This is a genomic window from Shinella yambaruensis, assembly GCF_050859155.1.
In the GTDB taxonomy this organism is placed as follows: Bacteria; Pseudomonadota; Alphaproteobacteria; order Rhizobiales; family Rhizobiaceae; genus Shinella; species Shinella yambaruensis.
This window is the reverse complement of the sequence record NZ_CP150638.1, coordinates 1,759,586-1,778,276: the sequence shown is the minus strand read 5'-3', so window position 1 is coordinate 1,778,276 and position 18,691 is coordinate 1,759,586. Positions and strand designations below refer to the sequence as shown.

Below are 18,691 nucleotides of genomic sequence, written 5' to 3'. Positions count from 1 at the left end.
GCGTGCATCGGATTTCCGCACCTGCCACGCTGCCGTCTCGTTTCGAGCGCGTATAATGGCGAGAATCATCCGGACCCCCATGAGGAGACACACTTGCGCCCCTTCCTGATGGCCTGTGCCGCCGCACTGCTCGGCCTGCCCGCCGCCCTCGGCCACGCCGCCCCGCTCCATGGCATCGCCATGCACGGCGACCCCGCCCTGCCGCCGGACTACAAGCATTTCAGCTACGTCAATCCCGACGTGAAGAAGGGCGGGCGCATTGCCTACGGCGTCGTCGGCACCTTCGACAGCCTCAACCCCTTCATCCTCAAGAGCATGCGCACCACGGCGCGCGGCATGTGGGACCCGGAATTCGGCAATCTCGTCTACGAATCGCTGATGGTGCGCTCGCGCGACGAGGCCTTCACCATGTACGGCCTGCTCGCCGAAAGCGTGGAATGGGACGACGACCGCAGCTTCGTCGAGTTCCACCTCAACCCCAAGGCGCGCTGGGCCGACGGCAAGCCGGTGACGCCCGAGGACGTCATCTTCACCTTCGAGCTGCTGCGCGACAAGGGCCGTGCGCCCTTCAGCATCCGCCTGAACGGCGTGGAGAAGCTCGAAAAGACCGGGGAGCACAGCGTCCGCTTCACCTTCAACGAGAAGGGCGACCGCGAGGCGCCGCTCCTGATCGCGCTTTCGCCGATCCTGCCCAAACACGCCACCGATGTGGAGACCTTCGACCGGTCGTCGCTCGCCTTTCCGCTCGGCTCCGGACCCTACAAGGTCAAGGCCGTGAAGCCCGGCGAGCGCATCGTCTACGAGCGCGATCCGAACTATTGGGGCAAGGACATCCCCTCGAAGGTCGGCTTCGACAATTACGACGAGATCTCCGTCGAATATTTCCTGCAGGACAATTCGCTGTTCGAGGCCTTCAAGAAGGGCGCCGTCGACCTCTACCAGGAGGGCAATCCGACGAAATGGGCGCGCGGCTACGATTTTCCCGCGGTCCAGTCCGGCACGGTCATCAAGGATGCGGTGAAGTCGAAGCTGCCGCCGGTCATGTTCGGCTTCGTCTTCAACACGCGCCGCCCGGTCTTCCAGAACGCGGAGCTGCGCAAGGCGCTGCTCTATGCCTTCGATTTCGAATGGGTCAACCGCAGCCTGTTCGAAAACGCCTATACGCGCACGGAAAGCTTCTGGCAGAACACCGACCTGTCATCGCTCAACACGCCGATCGACGCGCGTGAGCGCGAGATCCTGGGCGACGCGGTGAGCCGCATCGACCCCGCCGTCCTCGAGGGCACCCATCGCCTGCCGGTGACCGACGGCTCGGGCCGCGACCGCAAGGTGCTGCGCGAGGCGATGAACCATTTCAGGAATGCGGGGTATTCCATCAAGAACGGCCGCATGGTGGACGCGTCCGGCAAGCAGCTCGCCTTCGAAATCATGACGCAGAACGCCGACCAGGAGAAGCTCGCCCTCGCCTACCAGCGCTTCCTTTCCGCTCTCGGCGTTCAAGTCAGCCTCAGGACCGTCGATGATTCGCAGTATCAGAGCCGCAGCCAGATCTTCGACTACGACGTCATCATGAAGGCCTTCCTTTCCTCCCTGTCGCCGGGTCTCGAACAGGTGCGGCGCTGGGGGTCGCAGGCGCGCGACACCGAAGGCAGCGAGAGCTTCGCGGGCGTCGCCGATCCCGACCTCGACCGCGTCATGGCCGCCATTCTCTCCGCGCGCACGGCAGAGGATTTCCGCTCCGCCGTGCGCCTCCAGGACAGGATGCTGCTGTCCGGCAACTACATCGTCCCGCTCTATCACCTGGGCGAGCAATGGATCGCGCGCAACAAGCACATCGGCCGGCCGGAAGCGACGCCGCTCTGGGGCTTCCAGCTCCCCGCATGGTGGGACAAGCGGGTACAATAAAGGGGATATCCCCAGAATTGGGGTTACCGCAAGGTAACCTGTTGAAAGCCGCGGCAAGCCGGCCTATCTCGGCGGTGAGAGCGTCGCGCGCCCTTCGGAACGCACGCGGACGCGGCAGAGAGTTGACTGCGCCGCGCGGCCCGCAAAACGCGGCTTGCGCGGCGGCCGGGATTGTCCGGCGCTTGAAAGGAAACCCGGATGGAAGCCATTACGATCGATGTCGTCTCCGACGTCGTCTGCCCCTGGTGCTACCTCGGCAAGAAGCGGCTCGACAAGGCGATCGAGGCCGTCAGGGACGATCTCGCCGTCGCCGTGACGTTCCGCCCCTACCAGCTCAATCCCGACATGCCGGCCGAAGGGATCGACCACAAGAAGCACCTTGCCGAAAAGCTCGGCGGCGACGAGGCCGTGACGCGCGCGCACGAGATGCTGGCGGGTCTCGGCCAGGAAGCCGGCATCGCTTTCGACTTTCCCGCGGTGAAGATCAGCCCGAACACGCTCGACGCCCACCGGCTGCTGCGCTGGGCGATGATCGAAGGCCCCGAGATTCAGAACCGGGTCGCGGTCGCCCTCTTCAAGGCCTATTTCGAGGAAGGCCGCAATGTCGGCGACCGCACCGTCCTGCTCGACATCGCCGAAGCCTGCGGCATGGACCGGGCCGTCGTCACCGCCCTCTTCTCGGCCGGCGCGGATGTCGATTCGGTCAAGGAAGAGATCGGCATGGCCCGCGACATGGGCGTGACGGGCGTGCCCTGCTTCATCATCGACAACAAATATGCCGTGATGGGCGCGCAGTCGGTGGACGTGCTGACCAACGCCTTCCGCGAGATCGCGGCCCTGAAGGCGCAGGAGCGCATCGGGAAGAACTGACCGGCCTCACGCCCCGGCGGCGGTGACGGAGGGGCGGGACTTGACCCGCTCCCACCAGGCGTGGATCTCCGGAAAATCCGCAAGCAGCCTAGCGCCTTCCGGCGCCTCCCCGAACAGGGCGAATATCGGCGCGGCGTGAAAATCGGCAAGCGACGGTTCCGGTCCGGCCAGCCATTGCCCTCTGCCGGGGAGGCCGGAAAGCGCCGCAAGGACGGTGCGGGCCTTTTCCAGCCCGGCGGCAATGCGCGCCTCGTCCGCAGGCGCCGTTTCCACGCGCTGGACATAGACGTCCCACACCATCGGCCGATAGGCGTAGTTGTCCAGCATGGCGATGATCTGGTTCATCCGTGCCCGCTCGCGAAGGCCGCGCGGCTGGAGCGGCGGGCCGGGGAAGGCCTCGTCCACATAGCGGGTAATGGCGCTCGTCTCGTAGAGGCCGAATCCATCATGCTCGAAGGCGGGGATGCGGCCGAACGGATGGCGCGCCCGGTAGTCCGCCGGCAATCCGTCCTCGGCGAACACGTCGATCGGTACGAGATCGTAGGGCACGCCCTTCTCGTGGAGGGCGATCCGCACGATGCGGACATAGACGCTGTAGGTGGCGCCGTAGACGGTGACGGATGCATCGGCGGCAGACATCTTCATCCTCCATCCCGGCGCAACGCACCGGAGCATGTGCGCTTTTCCCCGAACCGCGAAAACGCCCTATTGCTTCGCCAGCCCCGCAAGCTGCGTCATCACCTGTGCCGCACCGGTCAGCCGCTTTTCCGGCGTCGGGTAGTCGCGGGCGAGGAACAGGCTCTGGTCGGGCCGGATCTTGGCCAGCGTGCCCTGCTTGGCGATATAGCCGACCAGCGCAGCCGGGTTCGGGAATTCCTTGTGGCGGAACTGCACGACGACGCCCTTCGGGCCGGCATCCAGCTTCTCGACATTGGCCACGCGGCAGAGCGACTTGATGTAGACGATCTTGAGGAGATGCTGCACCTCGACCGGCAGCGGCCCGAAGCGGTCGATGAGCTCGGCGCCGAAGGCGTCGATATCGCGGAGCTCGGTGATCTCGCCGAGGCGGCGGTAGAGGCCGAGGCGCAGGTGCAGGTCCGGCACGTAGTCGTCGGGGATCATCACCGGCGTGCCGACGGAGATCTGCGGCGACCAGCCGGTGTCCGTGACCTCCTCGTCGCCCTTGATTTCCGCGACGGCCTCTTCCAGCATCTGCTGGTAAAGCTCGAAGCCGACCTCCTTGATATGGCCGGACTGCTCCTCGCCGAGCAGGTTGCCGGCGCCGCGGATGTCGAGGTCGTGGCTGGCGAGCTGGAAGCCCGCGCCGAGCGTATCGAGCGATTGCAGCACCTTCAGGCGGCGCTCGGCCGTGCCCGTCAGCGTGCGGTTGACCGGGAGTGTGAGAAGCGCGAAGGCGCGCACCTTCGACCGGCCGACGCGGCCGCGCAGCTGGTAGAGCTGGGCGAGGCCGAACATGTCGGCGCGGTGGATGATCATCGTGTTCGCCGTCGGCACGTCGAGGCCCGATTCGACGATGGTCGTCGAGAGCAGCACGTCGTAGCGGCCCTCGTAGAAGGCGTTCATGATGTCTTCGAGTTCGGTGGCCGGCATCTGGCCATGGGCGACCGCGACCTTCAGCTCCGGCACGTCCTGGCGCAGGAAATCGTGGATTTCCGATAAGTCGCTGAGGCGCGGGCAGACGTAAAAACTCTGGCCGCCGCGATAGTGCTCGCGCATCAGCGTCTCGCGGATGACGAGCGGGTCGAAGGGCGAGATGAAGGTGCGCACCGCCATGCGGTCGACCGGCGGCGTGGTGATCAGCGAGAGCTCGCGCACGCCCGTCATGGCGAGCTGCAGGGTGCGCGGGATCGGCGTCGCCGAGAGCGTGAGCACATGCACGTCGCTCTTCAGCTCCTTCAGCCGTTCCTTGTGCTTGACGCCGAAATGCTGCTCCTCGTCGATGATCAGGAGGCCGAGATTGGCGAACTTGATCGACGAGCCGAGCAGCGCGTGCGTTCCGACGACGATATCCGTCTTGCCCTCGGAGAGTTCCTTCTTGGTGAGCGCCAGTTCCTTGGAGCCGACAAGGCGGGAGGCCTGCTGCACGCGGATCGGCAGCCCACGGAACCGGTCGGAGAAAGTCTTGAAATGCTGGCGGGCGAGCAGCGTCGTCGGCACGACGACGGCGACCTGCACGCCGTTCATGGCCGCGATGAAGGCGGCACGCAGCGCCACCTCCGTCTTGCCGAAGCCGACGTCGCCGCAGACGAGCCGGTCCATCGGCCGGCCGGCCCCGAGATCCTCGCGCACGGCGTCGATGGCGTTCGCCTGGTCGTCGGTCTCGTCATAGGGGAAGCGGGCGGCGAATTCGTCGTAGACGCCCTCCGTGGAGACGAGCACCGGCGCATGGCGCACGAGGCGGGCGGCGGCGATCTGGATGAGGCCGTTCGCCATGTCGAGCAGGCGTTTCTTCAGCTTGGCCTTGCGCGCCTGCCAGGCGACGCCGCCGAGCTTGTCGAGCAGCGCATCCGTGCCCTCGCCGCCGTAGCGCGACAGGAGGTCGATGTTCTCGACGGGCAGGAAGAGCTTGGCCTCGTCCGCATAGACGAGTTCGAGGCAGGCATGCGGCGCGCCGGCGGCCTCGATGGTTCTGAGGCCGACGAAGCGGCCGATACCGTGCTCGGCATGCACGACGATCGAGCCCTCGTCGAGCCCGGCGACCTCGGTGATGAAATCCGCCCCGCGCTTGCGGCGTTTCGAGCGCCGCACCATGCGGTCGCCCAGAATATCCTGCTCGCCGATGACGACCACATCGCCGGCCTCGAAGCCGCTTTCGAGGCTGAGCACGGCAGAGCCCGCCTCGCCGGGCTTCAGCTTGCGGAGATCGGAGAACTTCCCGACCGGCACGACATTGCCGAGGCCATGTTCGGCGAGCACCTGCAAGAGGCGGTCGAGCGAGCCTTCCGACCAGCCCGTCACCAGCACTTTCGCGCCGGAGGCCCGCTTGTCGGCGATGTGCTTCACCGCCTGGTCGAAGACGTTGACCCGGGCGCTGTCCGCATCCTCGCTGCCGGCCGGCCGCGCCCAGCGCATGCCGGGCCGCGCGGCAATGGTTTCGACATGCCGCGCCTCGCCCTCGTGCTCGTTGAAGGGCGAGAGGCGGATGGCGTCGCGCTCGTCGAGATCGCGGGCGAAGCGTTCTGCGTCGAGATAGAGGAGGCCCGGCGGCACCGGCTTGTAGGGCGTCGCCTGCGCCACCTGGCCCTTGCCGGGCGTCGCGGACGCCACGCGCGCCTCGTAGTAGTCGCGCACGAGGCGGGAGCGTTCTACGGCCGCCTCACGCACCGTATGGTCCGTGACGATACGGAAGCCGGCAAGATAGTCGAAGGCGGTTTCGAGGCCGTCGTAGAACAGCGGCAGCCAGTGCTCCATGCCCGCATAGCGCCGGCCCTCGGAAACGGCCTGGTAGAGCGCGTCGTCGCGCGTCGCGGCGCCGAAGGAGGAGAGGTAGTGTTTTCGGAAATGCGAGATCGTCTCCGGCGTCAGCGTCACCTCGCTCATCGGGTTGAGGTCGAGGGAGCGCGCCTGGCCGGTCGTGCGCTGGCTGGCGGGATCGAAGGAGCGGATGCTCTCCAGCGTATCGCCGAAAAAATCGAGGCGCACCGGCTCGCCGCTGCCGGGCACGAAGACGTCGAGGATGCCGCCGCGCACCGCATATTCGCCCACCTCGCGCACCGTCGCGACCCGCTCGAAGCCGTTGCGTTCCAGCCGGGCGGCGATGTCGTCCATGCGCACCTGGTTGCCGGGGCGGGCGGAAAAGGCAAGGCTCTCGATGATCGCGCGCGGCGCCGTCTTCTGCAGCATGGCGTTGACGGTGACGAGCACGATGGCCGCATGCGGCTTCTTCTGGTGGGCGATCAGCGCGGAAAGCGCAGACAGGCGCCGTGCGGAGACTTCGGCGCTCGGCGAGACGCGGTCATAGGGCAGACAGTCCCAGCCGGGCAGCGTCAGCACCGGAATGTCCGGCGCAACGAAGCCGAGCATCTGCTCGAGATCGGAGATGCGCTGGCCGTCCGACAGCACATAGGCGAGCGGGCCGCCGGTGCGGGCAAGCTCGGCGAGGATCAGCGGCTCGACGCCGGACGGCACGGCGCCGATGGTCATCGGCCGGCCGGCCGCCGCGACGCGTTCGGGGGAAAATCCGGGGATCATGCGCGGTCGTCTTTGAAGAGCGGCGAGAAATCGGGGCGGTAGGCGGCGATGCGCGAAAAGAGGCCGTCGCGGAACGCGTCCGGCACCGGCTTTTCCCCCGTCACCCACTTGATGAGGTCGTTGTCCTCCTCGGCCATGATGCGCTCCAGCTCGTCGAGCTCGATCTCGGAAAGCGTCTCGATCTCCGCGTCGGCGAAAGCGCCGAGCACCAGGTCCATCTCGCGGATGCCGCGATGCCAGCAACGGAAGAGGATGCGCTTGCGGCGCGGGTCGATCTCGGCGCTGGAGCGTGTCGTGCCCGTCATGATCGTGCTCGCTTTTCTTTCACTCAGGTATAATTCCGCGTTTCTATAGACCGGCAAAAGCCGCTTGTCAGCCTTGCCAAAGCGTCCCGGTCCGGCGATTTTGGCCGCCATGAGACCCGCATTGCTCGATCCGCTCTTCGCTCCCCTCTCCTCGCTTCCCGGCATCGGCCCGAAGCTCGGCGATCTCTTTGCGCGCCTGCTCGGCCAGGAGAGCATCGAGGACTGCCGGGTCATCGACCTCGTCTTCCATTTCCCGCACTCGATCGTCGACCGGCGCAACCAGCCGGGCATCGCCCATGCGCCGCAGGGCGTCATCGTCACCATCACCGGCCGTGTCGACCGCCACCAGCCGCCGCCGCCCGGAAAATCGAGCCAGCCCTACCGCGTCTTCCTGCACGACGAGACCGGGGAGCTGGCGCTCACCTTCTTCCGCGTCAAGGGCAACTGGCTGGAAAAGGCCCTGCCGATCGACGAGACGGTGGTGGTTAGCGGCAAGGTCGACTGGTTCAACGGCCGCCCCTCCATGGTGCATCCGGACTATATGGCCCGGCTCGGGGAGGCGGACACGGTGCCGCTGGTCGAGCCCGTGCACGGCCTTACCGCCGGCCTCACCGCGCGCGTGCTGCGCAAGTCGGTGGAGGCGGCCGTCGCGCGCGTGCCGCACCTGCCGGAATGGATCGAGCCGACATTGCTGCAGCGGCAGGGTTTTTCCTCCGCCTTCGACGCCATCCACCGCCTGCACGATCCGCGCGACGAAACGGATCTCGACCCGCAGGCCCCCGCCCGCCGCCGCCTCGCCTATGACGAGTTCCTGGCGGGCCAGATCTCGCTTGCCCTGGTGCGCCAGCGCCTGCGCAAGGTCGCCGGGCGGCCGGTGGTGGCGACCGGCGCGCTGAGCGGTCCGGTGATCGATGCCCTGCCCTTCTCGCTGACGGGCAGCCAGCAGGTCGCGATCGCCGAAGTGCTGAAGGACATGGCGGGCGAGCAGCGCATGCTGCGGCTCTTGCAGGGCGATGTCGGCGCGGGCAAGACGGCGGTGGCGCTGATGGCGATGCTGGCGGCGGTCGAATCGGGCGGACAGGCCGTGCTGATGGCGCCGACGGAAATCCTGGCGCGCCAGCATTTTACGACGCTCTCGCGCATGGCGGCCCCCGCCGGCGTCACCATCGATGTCCTGACCGGCCGCACCAAGGGCCGCGAGCGCGATGCCATCCTCGAGCGCATCGCCTCCGGCGAGACGCAGATCGTCATCGGCACCCACGCGCTCTTCCAGGACAATGTCGCCTATAGGGACCTCGTGCTCGCCGTGGTGGACGAGCAGCACCGTTTCGGCGTCCACCAGCGCCTGCGGCTGACGGCCAAGGGCATCTCGCCCCACATGCTCGTCATGACCGCGACGCCCATCCCGCGCACGCTGGTGCTCGCCGCCTTCGGCGACATGGACGTGTCGAAGCTCACGGAGAAGCCCGCCGGCCGCAAGCCGATCCAGACGGTCGTCATGCCGCAGGAGCGCATCGGCGACATCGTCGACCGGCTGCGCACGGCGCTTGCCGAGGGCAAGAAGGCCTACTGGATCTGCCCGCTGGTCGAGGAGACGGAGGAAAGCGAGCTGATGTCCGTCGAGGAACGGCATGCAACGCTCGCCAGCGTCTTCGGCGATGCGGCCGGTCTCGTGCACGGGCGGATGAGCGGGCCGGAGAAGGACGCCGCCATGCAGGCCTTCAAGACCGGAGAGACTCGGCTTCTGGTGGCGACGACGGTGGTAGAGGTCGGCGTCGACGTGCCGGATGCCTCGATCATGGTGATCGAGCATGCCGAGCGCTTCGGGCTTGCCCAGCTCCACCAGCTGCGCGGCCGCGTCGGGCGCGGCGCGGAGGCGTCGAGCTGCATCCTCCTCTACAAGGGGCCGCTCAGCGAGAACGGCCGGGCGCGGCTTTCCATCCTGCGCGAGACGGAGGACGGTTTCCGCATCGCCGAGGAGGACCTGAAGCTGCGCGGCGAGGGCGAGCTTCTGGGCACCCGCCAGTCCGGCACGCCCGGCTTCCTGGTGGCCAGCCTCGAAGCGCATGGCGACCTTCTCGAAATCGCCCGCAAGGACGCCGCCTATGTGCTGGAGCGCGACGCGGACCTGACGAGCGAGCGCGGCGAAGCGATCCGCACGCTGCTCTATCTCTACCGCCGCGACGAGGCGATCCGGTTCCTGCGCGCCGGCTAGGGTTTGTACTCCCACGGAAGGGCGGAAACGCGCCGGCCACAAAATCGTGATTTCGCCGAGACTGCGCGTGAGCGCATACTGTCCCTCGCCTCAGCGAAGAAGGAGAAATGCCATGAAGACAGTTCTCGCAGTCGCAGCAATGCTCGGCCTTTCGGCATCCGCCGCCTTTGCGGATTGCGCCTGGCACAACAAGGTCAGCGCGGAAGCCAAGGTCGACAAGACCATCACCACCGCAAGCGTCACGACCACCCAGAAACAGTCCCGCCTGCCGGCGGAGGAAAGCAAGATCATTCTGGAAGACCAGAAGGACGCAGCCGTCACCGAATAGCCTTTTCCGGCCGCCCCTTCGCGGGGCGGCTCGAAGGCTGGACGCCGACATCATCCGCGCCTCTCTCTTCGTGTCCGCGAATCTCCTGAGACATCTTCTTCTTGCTCTCCCCCGACGTCATCCTCGGGCTTGACCCGAGGATCCAGGCATCACGGCACGCCCCTCCTTTGTCGCATGGATCCTCGGGTCAAGCCCGAGGATGACGGAGGGAGATTTGAGGATGACGGAGGAGAGGTTTGAGGATGACCCAGGAAAAGCTTGGGGACATTCCGGGAGAAGCCTGATGATGGGATGTGGCTCAGAGAGCGGCCCTTCCAGGCCCTCCCTCAGCCCTTCTTCTTGCTCTTCGCCTTGCTCGATCCTTCCTCGCTCTCGACGAGCTGGAGCGGCTTTTCCGGCGGCGTGACGAGGCCGACGGAGATGATGAGCTTTGCGGCGTCCTCCGCGCTCATGTCGAGCGGCACGATCTTCTCCCGCGGCACATAGACAAGCCACCCGGCCGTCGGGAACGGCGTCGGCGGCAGGAAGCAGGCGACCATGTCCTTGCCCATCGCCTTGAACTTCGTCGCGATCTCGCCGCGCGCATCCGTCGCCACGAAGACGATCGCCCACAGGCCCGGGCTCGGATATTCGATCATCGCCGCCTTGTTGAACGAGGTGCCCTTGTCCTTCAGCACCGTCTCGAAGATCTGCTTCAGGCTCTTGTGCACCGTGCGCACGAGGGGCGTGCGGTTGAACAGCCCGTCGCCGAACTCGACGATGGTACGGCCGATGAGGTTCTTGCCGAGGAAGCCGACGAGCGTGATCAGCACCAGCGCCGTCAAGAGGCCGAAGCCGGGGATGGCGAACTGGAGATAGTTTTCCGGGTTGTACTGCGCCGGAATATAGGGCTTCACCCAGCTGTCGGCCCATCGGATGAAGGTCCAGGTCAGCCAGATGGTGATGGCGATCGGCGCGCAGATGACGAGGCCGGTCAGGAAATTGTTGCGCAGTCGCATGGCAAGCGACTGCCTCGGAACGAGGTCGGTCATCGGATATCCAGCACCTGGCGAGCGTGGGAGGCCACTCAGCCGTAGAAACCCGGATGATAGGAAACGGTTCCCCCGCCGTAAACCGGTGAAAACGCCACACGCATGAAATACTCCGGCGGCACGCCGTCGAGGGTCAGCTTCGGATCGGCCGCAAAGCCGAACCGGCCGTAATAGCCGGGATCGCCGAGCAGTACGCAACCGGCCGCGCCGAGAGCCTTGAGGCGCTGCAGCCCCTCCTCGACGAGCCGGCCGCCGATGCCCTCGCCCTGCCGGGACGGATCGACGGAAATCGGGCCGAGGCCGTACCAGTTTGCGCTGCCATCGGAAACCGTGACCGGCGAGAAGGCGACATGGCCGATAATCACGCCATCTGATTCCACCACCAGCGAGAGCGTCAGGGCGCCCGCGGCGCGCAGGCGGTCGATGATGACGTGCTCGGTGCCGTCGGCATGCGGCGCCGTCCTGAAGGCCGTTTCCGTCAGCGCGCGGATGGCGTTGACGTCATCGGGCCGTTCCGGGCGCAGAAAGATCATTCGACCGTCACGGATTTGGCGAGGTTGCGCGGCTGGTCGACATCCGTGCCCATGAAGACGGCGGTGTGATAGGCGAGAAGCTGGATGGGCAGCGAATAGATCATCGGCGCGATGATCTCGTCGACATTGGGCAGCACGATCGTCACCATGGTCTCGAGTTTCGAGGCGGCGGCGCCCTTCTCGTCGGTGATGAAGATGATGCGTCCGCCGCGCGCGGCGACTTCCTGCATGTTCGAGACGGTCTTTTCGAAGAAGCGGTCATGCGGGGCGATCACGATGACCGGCATGTTCTCGTCGATCAGCGCGATCGGCCCGTGCTTCAGCTCGCCTGCCGCGTAGCCCTCGGCATGGATATAGGAGATTTCCTTGAGCTTCAGCGCGCCCTCCATGGCCAGCGGATAGCTGGTGCCGCGGCCGAGATAGAGCACGTCCTTGCACTTGGAGAGGTCGCGCGACAGCTGCTCGATCGACGGCTGGATGGTGTTGAGCACGCTTGCCATGATGCGCGGCATCTCGGCGAGGTGGCGCACCAGCGTCTTCTCCTCCGCCTCGCTGATCGTGCCGCGCGCCCGGCCCGCGCCGACGGCGAGCGCGGCCAGCACGGCAAGCTGGCAGGTGAAGGCCTTCGTCGAGGCGACGCCGATCTCCGGGCCGGCGAGGATGGGGAAGACGGCGTCCGATTCGCGGGCGATCGTCGATTCCTTCGTGTTGACCACGGCGCCGATCTTGAGGCCGTTCTCCTTGCAGTAGCGCAGCGAGGCGAGCGTATCGGCCGTCTCGCCGGACTGCGAGATGAAGAGCGCGGCGGAGGCCGGGTTCAGCGGGATCTCGCGATAGCGGAACTCCGAGGCGACGTCGATCTCGACCGGCAGGCGGGCATAGCGCTCGAACCAGTATTTGCCGACAAGGCCGGCAAGATAGGCGGTGCCGCAGGCGGAGATGGCAAGGCTCGGCACCTTGGCGAAGTCGATTTCCTCGGCGATCGGCCGCACCGTATGGGCGAGGAAATCGACATAATGGCTGAGCGCGTGGGAGATCGCCTCCGGCTGCTCGTGGATTTCCTTCTCCATGAAGTGCCGGTGGTTGCCCTTGTCGACGAGGTAGGCGGCGGCCGACGAGATCTGGCGCGGGCGCTCGACGCGGTTGCCGTCGATGTCGAAGAGGAAGACGCCGTCGCGGCCGATCACCGCCCAGTCGCCGTCGACGAGATAGGTGATCTCGTTGGTGAAGGGGGCGAGCGCGATGGCGTCGGAGCCGAGGAACATCTCGCCGCGGCCATGGCCGATGGCGAGCGGCGGGCCGCTGCGGGCGGCCATGATGGTGGACGGGTCGTCCTGGAAGATCACCGCGAGCGCATAGGCGCCGGTGACGCGGCGCAGCATGGCATGCATCGCCTCGCGCCGGCCGAGGCCGTCGCGGCGGTATTTCGCCACGAGCTGGGCGACGACTTCCGTGTCGGTCTGGGTGGTGAAGGCCGCGCCGCCGGCGGTGAGCTCGTCCTTCAGGTCCGAGAAGTTCTCGATGATGCCGTTGTGCACGACGGCGACGCCCTCGACGAAATGGGGATGGGCATTGGCCTCCGTCGGCGCGCCGTGCGTCGCCCAGCGGGTGTGGGCGATGCCGATTGTGCCGGCGAGCGGCTCCTCGGCGAGGCGCTTTTCGAGGTTGAAGAGCTTGCCCTCGGCGCGGCGGCGCACCAGCCTGCCGTCGACGATGGTGGCAACACCGGCCGAATCGTAGCCGCGGTATTCAAGGCGCTTCAGCGCATCGACGAGGCGGCCGGCAACAGGCTGGGTTCCGACGATACCGACAATTCCGCACATGAGCCGCTCCGCAGGTTCGTTTCGTTCAACTCTATTCGTTTCGTAGTGGTTTTTTGCCGCAACGCAACACGGCGGCACTCACTTTCGATTGCAAGCGTTAATGCGGGCAGCAACCTATTCGGCCGCCTTCTTCCTGGCTGCCTTGGCCGCCTGGTTGCGCTCGCGGACGAGCACGGCCCTGCCCGCCTTGTTCTCCTGCCGGGCCCTCCCGAAGGCGACGGCATCGTCCGGCACATCCGTGGTGATGACGCTGCCCGACGCGACATAGGCGCCATCGCCGATCGAGACGGGCGCGACGAGCGACGAATTGGAGCCGATGAAAGCATTGGCGCCGATGCGGGTCAGGTGCTTGTTGATGCCGTCATAATTGCAGGTGATGGTGCCGGCGCCGATATTCGTCTTCTCGCCGATGATCGCATCGCCGATATAGGTCAGGTGGTTGACCTTGGCGCCCGCGCCGATCTCCGCCTGCTTCACCTCACAGAAATTGCCGACCTTGGCGCCCGCGCCGAGACGGGCGCCGGGCCTCAGGCGCGCATAGGGGCCGATCTCGGCTTCGGCCGATACATGCGCGCCCTCGATATGCGAGAAGGAATGGATGACGGCACCCGATTCGACGGTGACGCCCGGGCCGAAGACGACGTTCGGCTCGATCGTCACGTCCTGGGCGATCCTGGTGTCGTAGGACAGGAAGACGGTCTCCGGCGCGATCATCGAGACGCCGTCCAGCATCATCTGGCGGCGGCGGCGCTGCTGCCAGAGCCGCTCGATGACGGCAAGCTCGGCGCGGGTGTTGCAGCCGGTCAGCTCCTCCTCGGGCGCCGCGACGGCTATCGCCCGCCCGCCCGCCGCGCGCACCACTTCGACGATGTCGGTGAGATAGTACTCGCCCTTGGCATTGGCGTTACCGATGCGGCCGATGAGGTCGAGCGCCTTGCGTCCGTCGATCGCCATCAGGCCGCCGTTGCAATAGGTGATGGCGCGCTCGGCCGCGCTCGCGTCCTTCTGCTCGCGGATCGCCAGCAGTTCGCCGTTCTCCACGATCAGCCGGCCGTACCCGGTCGGGTCCGCCGCCTCGAAACCGATGACGACGACATCCGCGCCGCCGGCAAGGCCGGCACGGGCGGCCGTGAGCGGCGCCTCGGTGACGAGCGGCGTATCGCCGAAGATGACGAGCACGTCGTCATAGCCCTTCGCGATGGCCTCGCGCGCGGCCAGCACGGCATGGGCGGTGCCGAGCCGTTCGGTCTGGATGTGCACCGAGCTCGTCACCGCGGGGTTCTGCGCCGCCGCCTCGACCTTGTCGGCATCGCGGCCGAGCACCAGCGCGATATCGGAAATGCCGGCAGCAGCCAGCGCATCGACCACATGGGCGATCATCGGCCGGCCGGCCACGGGATGCAGCACCTTCGAGCGGGAGGACTTCATCCGGGTGCTTTCGCCGGCGGCCAGGATGACGGCCAGGCAGTTGCGCTTCGTTGCAATCATGAGAATCCTCGTTCACCCGAAATCGACGCCGTTCCTTAGCAAAAACGGGGCGGAGGAGACAAAGGGATTCCGCGGATGAGCGACAAAGGCCGCCCGCCCGTTCATGCGGAGAGCTTCTCCACCCGGGCCGAAGCAGGAGGATTTCTCAGCTGGCGCTGCTGCGCAGGCGGCTTTCCGTCAGAAGCCCGCTCTCGTCGAGGATCGGATAGGCGACCGAGACGAGGTGGGCGTTGACGCGCTTCAGGTCGCGCAGCATGTCGAGATGCAGCGAACTCGTCTGGAGGCTGTCGAGCCGCCCGTCGCGCAGGCGCGCCAGGTGCTTTTCGGAAGACTGCTTCTCCATCCGGCGCACATCCACCTTCACCTCGACGAGCTGGCGCGCCAGCCCCTCGTCGCGCGTGACGAAGATCGTCTGGGCGATGCGCAGGTTCTCGATCGTCAGGTTGAAAAGGTTGGCAAGCTCCTTGTAGCCGTCGTCGGAGAATTTCAGGCCGTTGGTGATCTTCTTGCGCACCTGCTCCTGCAGGCCCTTCTCGATGATGTCGCCGACATGTTCGAGGTTGATCGCATAGTCGATGATGACGATGGAGCGCGCCGCGCTTTCGCCGGTGATGCCCTGCCGGCCAAGGCGCGAGAGGTAGATCTTCACCTCCTGCTGCAGGGCGTCGACCTGCCGCTCCAGTTCGCCGACATCCTTCAGCGGCGCCAGGTTGTTGTCGTTGAACGCCCGCATCGTGCGGATCAGCATGGATTCGATGATGTCGCCGACGCGCAGGACCTCGCGCGTTGCGCCGGACAGCGCCACGACCGGGTTCGAAAGCGCGGAGTCGTCGAGATATTTCGGCCCCGTCTCCGGCTGCTTTTCCTCCGGCACGAGCTTTTCCATCAGCTTGGAAAGCGGGCCGGACAGCGGCCAGAGGACGAGCGCCACGACGAGGTTGAACGCAAGGTGCACGTCGACGGGAAGCTTCGTGGCCGGGAGCGGCAGGAGGGCCAGCAGCTCGGCGACCTGCCCCGCGAAGGGCAGCACGGCAAGGCAGCCGACCCCGCGCACGAGGAGGTTTCCGAGCGTGACGCGGCGGGCCGAGGCGGCCGCCTTCAAGGTGGCGATGACCGGCGGCACGGCGCCCCCGAGATTGGCGCCGAGCACGAGGATGACCGTCAGGGCCGGCGACAGGATGCCCATCGCCGTCAGCGAGATGATGAGCACGACGACGGCGAGGCTGGAAGACGAGATGATGGCAAGGACCGTCGAGAACGCGAGCGCCACGGGCCAGGCGCCGTCGAGCAGCGTCAGGAAGGCGCCGAGCGCCGGAGACTGGCGCATCGGCTCGGTCGCAAGGCTGAGCAGGTGCAGCGACAAGAGCATCAAGCCGATGCCGACCAAAGCGGAGCCGAGGCCCTGCCGGGCGGTGGAACTGCTCGACTTGTAGAAGACGATGCCGATCAGGATGACGAGCGGGGAAATCGATTCGATGCCCGTCGCCACCAGCCAGGCCGTGACGGCCGTGCCGACATTGGCGCCGAGCAGCACGATCTGCGCCATGCGCGCCCTGACGAGGTTGCGCTCGACGAAGGAGGCGATCATCAGCGCCGTCGCCGTCGAGCTCTGCAGCGCGACGGTGGCGACGAAACCGGCGAAGAAGGAGCGGAACGGCCCGCGCGTGCCGAGCGCCAGGCCCGAGCGCAGCCGCACGCCGAAGGCGCGCGTCATGCCGTCCTTCACCTGCGCCAGGCCGAAGAGCAGCAGCGCAACCGCGCCGAAAAGATTGATCATGACGATCGTGGATTCCACGTTCTGCCCTCCTTCCGGCCGGTGGAAACGGGACTCACCGGCCTGATCGCGCATCCGAGCACGAAGTTTCGTATCGTGATAGGCCATTCTGGCGGTATTCCGTCAATAATTTCAGAAAACTTTTGTTTGCCGGCAAAATAAATCGGCACCGCCCCGCCCATTTGCGCCCGGACCCGGTTTTCCCATGCATCGCACGCGCCGGGCGGACTTCAATTCCCGCGAACTTTCCGTTAAGAGACGATCTCCGGCCGCATGGCCGCCGTGATTGAGGAAATTTAGACGATGCTCGAAGCCCTGAGACGCGCCTCCCACACCTGGGTGGCAAAAGCCCTGCTGATCGTTCTGGTCGGTTCCTTCGCTGTCTGGGGCGTTTCGAGCTCTCTTATCACCGGCACGGCCAATTCCGTCGTCACGGTCGGCGATGTCAGCGTCTCGCCGACGGACTTCCGCCTGGCCTACGAGCGCCAGGTCGCGACCATGTCGCAGCGCTTCGGCATGCGGCTGAACGCCGAGCAGGCCCGCGCCTTCGGTATCGAGAATCAGGTTTTTGCCGAGCTCGTCGCGGGCGCCGCGCTCGACCAGCTGTCGCGCGACATGAACCTCGGCCTTTCCGAAGGCCGCCTGGCCCAGCTGATCGCCGACGACCCGGCCTTCCGCGGCGTCAACGGCCAGTTCGACCGCATGGCCTTCTCCGCGGTGCTGCGCAATGCCGGCCTCAGGGAGAACGACTACATCAACAACCGCAGCCAGGTGGCGATCCGCGCGCAGGTCGTCGAGGCGGTTTCCGACGGCTACAAGGCACCGGACGTTCTGACGGCGGCGCTGCGCCAGTACCGCAACGAGGCGCGCACCGTCGATTATCTCATCCTGAGCAATGCCAATATCGACCCCGTCAAGGCGCCGGGCGACGACGTGCTCGCCCCCTGGTTCGAGGAGAACAAGGCCAAGTACCGCGCGCCGGAATACCGCAAGGTCGTCTATGTCTCGCTCGAGCCGAAGGACATCGTCGACACGGCCGCGATCACCGACGAGGCGCTGCGGGCCGACTATGAGAAGAACAAGGAAAAATACCGTACGCCGGCCACCCGCACGATCGAGCAGCTGACCTTCGCCGACCGCGCCAGCGCGGACGCCGCCGCCGCCAAGCTCGCCTCCGGCACGGCCTTCGACACCATCGTCGCCGAACAGGGCAAGACGGCCGCCGACGTCCTGCTCGGCGATTTTACCGAGGCGAACGTTCCGGACCAGAAGTTCGCCGCTCCCGCCTTCGCCGTCGCCGAGAACGGCGGCACGACGCCGGTCATCGACGGCACCTTCGGCCCGATCATCCTGCGCGTGACGAACATCCGCCCGGAGAACGTCAAGACCTTCGACCAGGTGAAGGAGGAGCTGCGCAACGAGCTGGCGCTGAGCGAGGCCGCCGACGGCATCCTCGCCGTGCACGACCGGCTGGAAGACGCGCGCGCCGAGGGCCTCAGCCTTTCGGAAGCCGCCGCCAGGAACAACCTCAAGGCCGTGACGATCGACGCGATCGACGCCCAGGGCAACGACCAGAAGGGCGAGGAGATCGACGGCCTGCCCGAAAAGGCCACCCTCCTCGGCGAGGTCTTCAAGACGGATGTCGGCACGGAAACGCAGCCGATCAATGTCGGCCGCGAGGGTTATGCCTGGTTCGAGGTGCTCGACGTGATCCCGGACCGCGACCGCACGCTCGACGAAGTGCGCGAACGCGCGGTTGCCGACTGGACCGCCGAGCAGCAGCGCCAGACGCTCGCCAAGAAGGCGGAAGAGCTGGCCGAGCGCGTGCGCAAGGGCGGCGACCTTGCCGCCATCGCCGGCGAGCTCGGCATGGCCGTGGAGAACAAGACGGGCCTCAACCGCGGCGCCCAGGATCCGGTGCTGAGCCCGGCGGCCGTCGCCGCAGCCTTCGCCGGTCCCGTCGGCCATGTCGCCAACACGCCCGGCGTCGACGGCGAGGGCCAGATCCTGCTGAAGGTGACGGACGTGAACGCCGAGACCGCCACCGACGCGCTTTCCGGCGACGAGCAGCAGATCGCCGCCGTCGCGCGCGCCAGCGGCGACGACATCCTCGACCAGATGGTGAGCGCCCTGCAGGCCTCATACGGCGTCTCGATCAACCGCACGCTCGCCGAGCAGAGCATCGCGCGATAGGGAGACGGGAACCG

13 protein-coding genes are annotated in these 18,691 nt (G+C 66.6%); 5 read left to right on the top strand and 8 right to left on the bottom strand.

Annotation, left to right across the window (positions count from 1 at the left end):
- Nucleotides 1-108: 108 nt before the first annotated feature.
- Both WMC41_RS08795 and WMC41_RS08790 read left to right on the top strand, forming a co-directional pair.
- Nucleotides 109-1,905 carry an extracellular solute-binding protein gene (locus WMC41_RS08795; RefSeq protein ID WP_432348304.1) on the top strand — a complete coding sequence of 599 codons (1,797 nt, stop codon included), beginning with the start codon at nucleotides 109-111 and terminating at the stop codon, nucleotides 1,903-1,905.
- Nucleotides 1,906-2,103: 198 nt separating this feature from the next.
- Nucleotides 2,104-2,775, top strand: coding sequence for a DsbA family oxidoreductase (locus tag WMC41_RS08790; RefSeq protein ID WP_432347720.1), 672 nt, complete (start codon nucleotides 2,104-2,106; stop codon nucleotides 2,773-2,775).
- Nucleotides 2,776-2,781: 6 nt separating this feature from the next.
- On the opposite strand, the gene WMC41_RS08785 is transcribed toward WMC41_RS08790, so the two are convergent.
- The 3 genes from WMC41_RS08785 to WMC41_RS08775 all read right to left on the bottom strand — a co-directional run bounded on the left by WMC41_RS08785 (nucleotide 2,782) and on the right by WMC41_RS08775 (nucleotide 7,292).
- Nucleotides 2,782-3,414 carry a glutathione S-transferase family protein gene (locus WMC41_RS08785; protein WP_432348303.1) on the bottom strand — a complete coding sequence of 211 codons (633 nt, stop codon included), beginning with the start codon at nucleotides 3,412-3,414 and terminating at the stop codon, nucleotides 2,782-2,784.
- A gap of 66 nt (nucleotides 3,415-3,480) precedes the next feature.
- Complete coding sequence (gene mfd / locus WMC41_RS08780; RefSeq protein ID WP_432347719.1) at nucleotides 3,481-6,987, bottom strand: transcription-repair coupling factor; 3,507 nt, start codon at nucleotides 6,985-6,987, stop codon at nucleotides 3,481-3,483.
- On the bottom strand, nucleotides 6,984-7,292 hold the full coding sequence (locus WMC41_RS08775; RefSeq protein WP_272805412.1) for a succinate dehydrogenase assembly factor 2: 309 nt from the start codon (nucleotides 7,290-7,292) through the stop codon (nucleotides 6,984-6,986). The genes mfd and WMC41_RS08775 overlap by 4 nt, the downstream gene beginning before the upstream one ends.
- Before the next feature lie 109 nt (nucleotides 7,293-7,401).
- Between WMC41_RS08775 and recG the strand changes: the two genes are divergently transcribed.
- Together recG and WMC41_RS08765 are read left to right on the top strand one after the other, a co-directional pair.
- Nucleotides 7,402-9,507, top strand: a complete 2,106-nt coding sequence (gene recG / locus WMC41_RS08770; protein ID WP_432347718.1) for an ATP-dependent DNA helicase RecG — start codon at nucleotides 7,402-7,404, stop codon at nucleotides 9,505-9,507.
- Between the two features lie 112 nt (nucleotides 9,508-9,619).
- Nucleotides 9,620-9,835: a hypothetical protein gene (locus WMC41_RS08765; RefSeq protein ID WP_244765545.1), complete on the top strand. Its 216-nt coding sequence runs from the start codon at nucleotides 9,620-9,622 to the stop codon at nucleotides 9,833-9,835.
- 326 nt (nucleotides 9,836-10,161) lie between these two features.
- Here WMC41_RS08765 and WMC41_RS08760 read toward each other — a convergent pair whose 3' ends face one another.
- The 5 genes from WMC41_RS08760 to WMC41_RS08740 form a co-directional block, all read right to left on the bottom strand.
- On the bottom strand, nucleotides 10,162-10,866 hold the full coding sequence (locus tag WMC41_RS08760) for a DUF502 domain-containing protein (protein ID WP_272805410.1): 705 nt from the start codon (nucleotides 10,864-10,866) through the stop codon (nucleotides 10,162-10,164).
- Nucleotides 10,867-10,901: 35 nt separating this feature from the next.
- Nucleotides 10,902-11,396: a GNAT family N-acetyltransferase gene (locus WMC41_RS08755; RefSeq protein ID WP_272807457.1), complete on the bottom strand. Its 495-nt coding sequence runs from the start codon at nucleotides 11,394-11,396 to the stop codon at nucleotides 10,902-10,904.
- Nucleotides 11,396-13,222 carry a glutamine--fructose-6-phosphate transaminase (isomerizing) gene (gene glmS, locus WMC41_RS08750; RefSeq protein ID WP_432347717.1) on the bottom strand — a complete coding sequence of 609 codons (1,827 nt, stop codon included), beginning with the start codon at nucleotides 13,220-13,222 and terminating at the stop codon, nucleotides 11,396-11,398. Before glmS ends, WMC41_RS08755 begins: the two co-directional genes overlap by 1 nt.
- A 114-nt stretch (nucleotides 13,223-13,336) precedes the next feature.
- Nucleotides 13,337-14,710, bottom strand: a complete 1,374-nt coding sequence (glmU, locus tag WMC41_RS08745) for a bifunctional UDP-N-acetylglucosamine diphosphorylase/glucosamine-1-phosphate N-acetyltransferase GlmU (RefSeq protein WP_432347716.1) — start codon at nucleotides 14,708-14,710, stop codon at nucleotides 13,337-13,339.
- A 145-nt stretch (nucleotides 14,711-14,855) separates the two neighbouring features.
- Nucleotides 14,856-16,505 carry a Na/Pi cotransporter family protein gene (locus WMC41_RS08740; protein WP_244765549.1) on the bottom strand — a complete coding sequence of 550 codons (1,650 nt, stop codon included), beginning with the start codon at nucleotides 16,503-16,505 and terminating at the stop codon, nucleotides 14,856-14,858.
- Between the two features lie 282 nt (nucleotides 16,506-16,787).
- On the opposite strand from WMC41_RS08740, the gene WMC41_RS08735 reads away from it, so the two are divergent.
- On the top strand, nucleotides 16,788-18,677 hold the full coding sequence (locus WMC41_RS08735) for a SurA N-terminal domain-containing protein (RefSeq protein ID WP_432347715.1): 1,890 nt from the start codon (nucleotides 16,788-16,790) through the stop codon (nucleotides 18,675-18,677).
- Nucleotides 18,678-18,691: the final 14 nt, after the last annotated feature.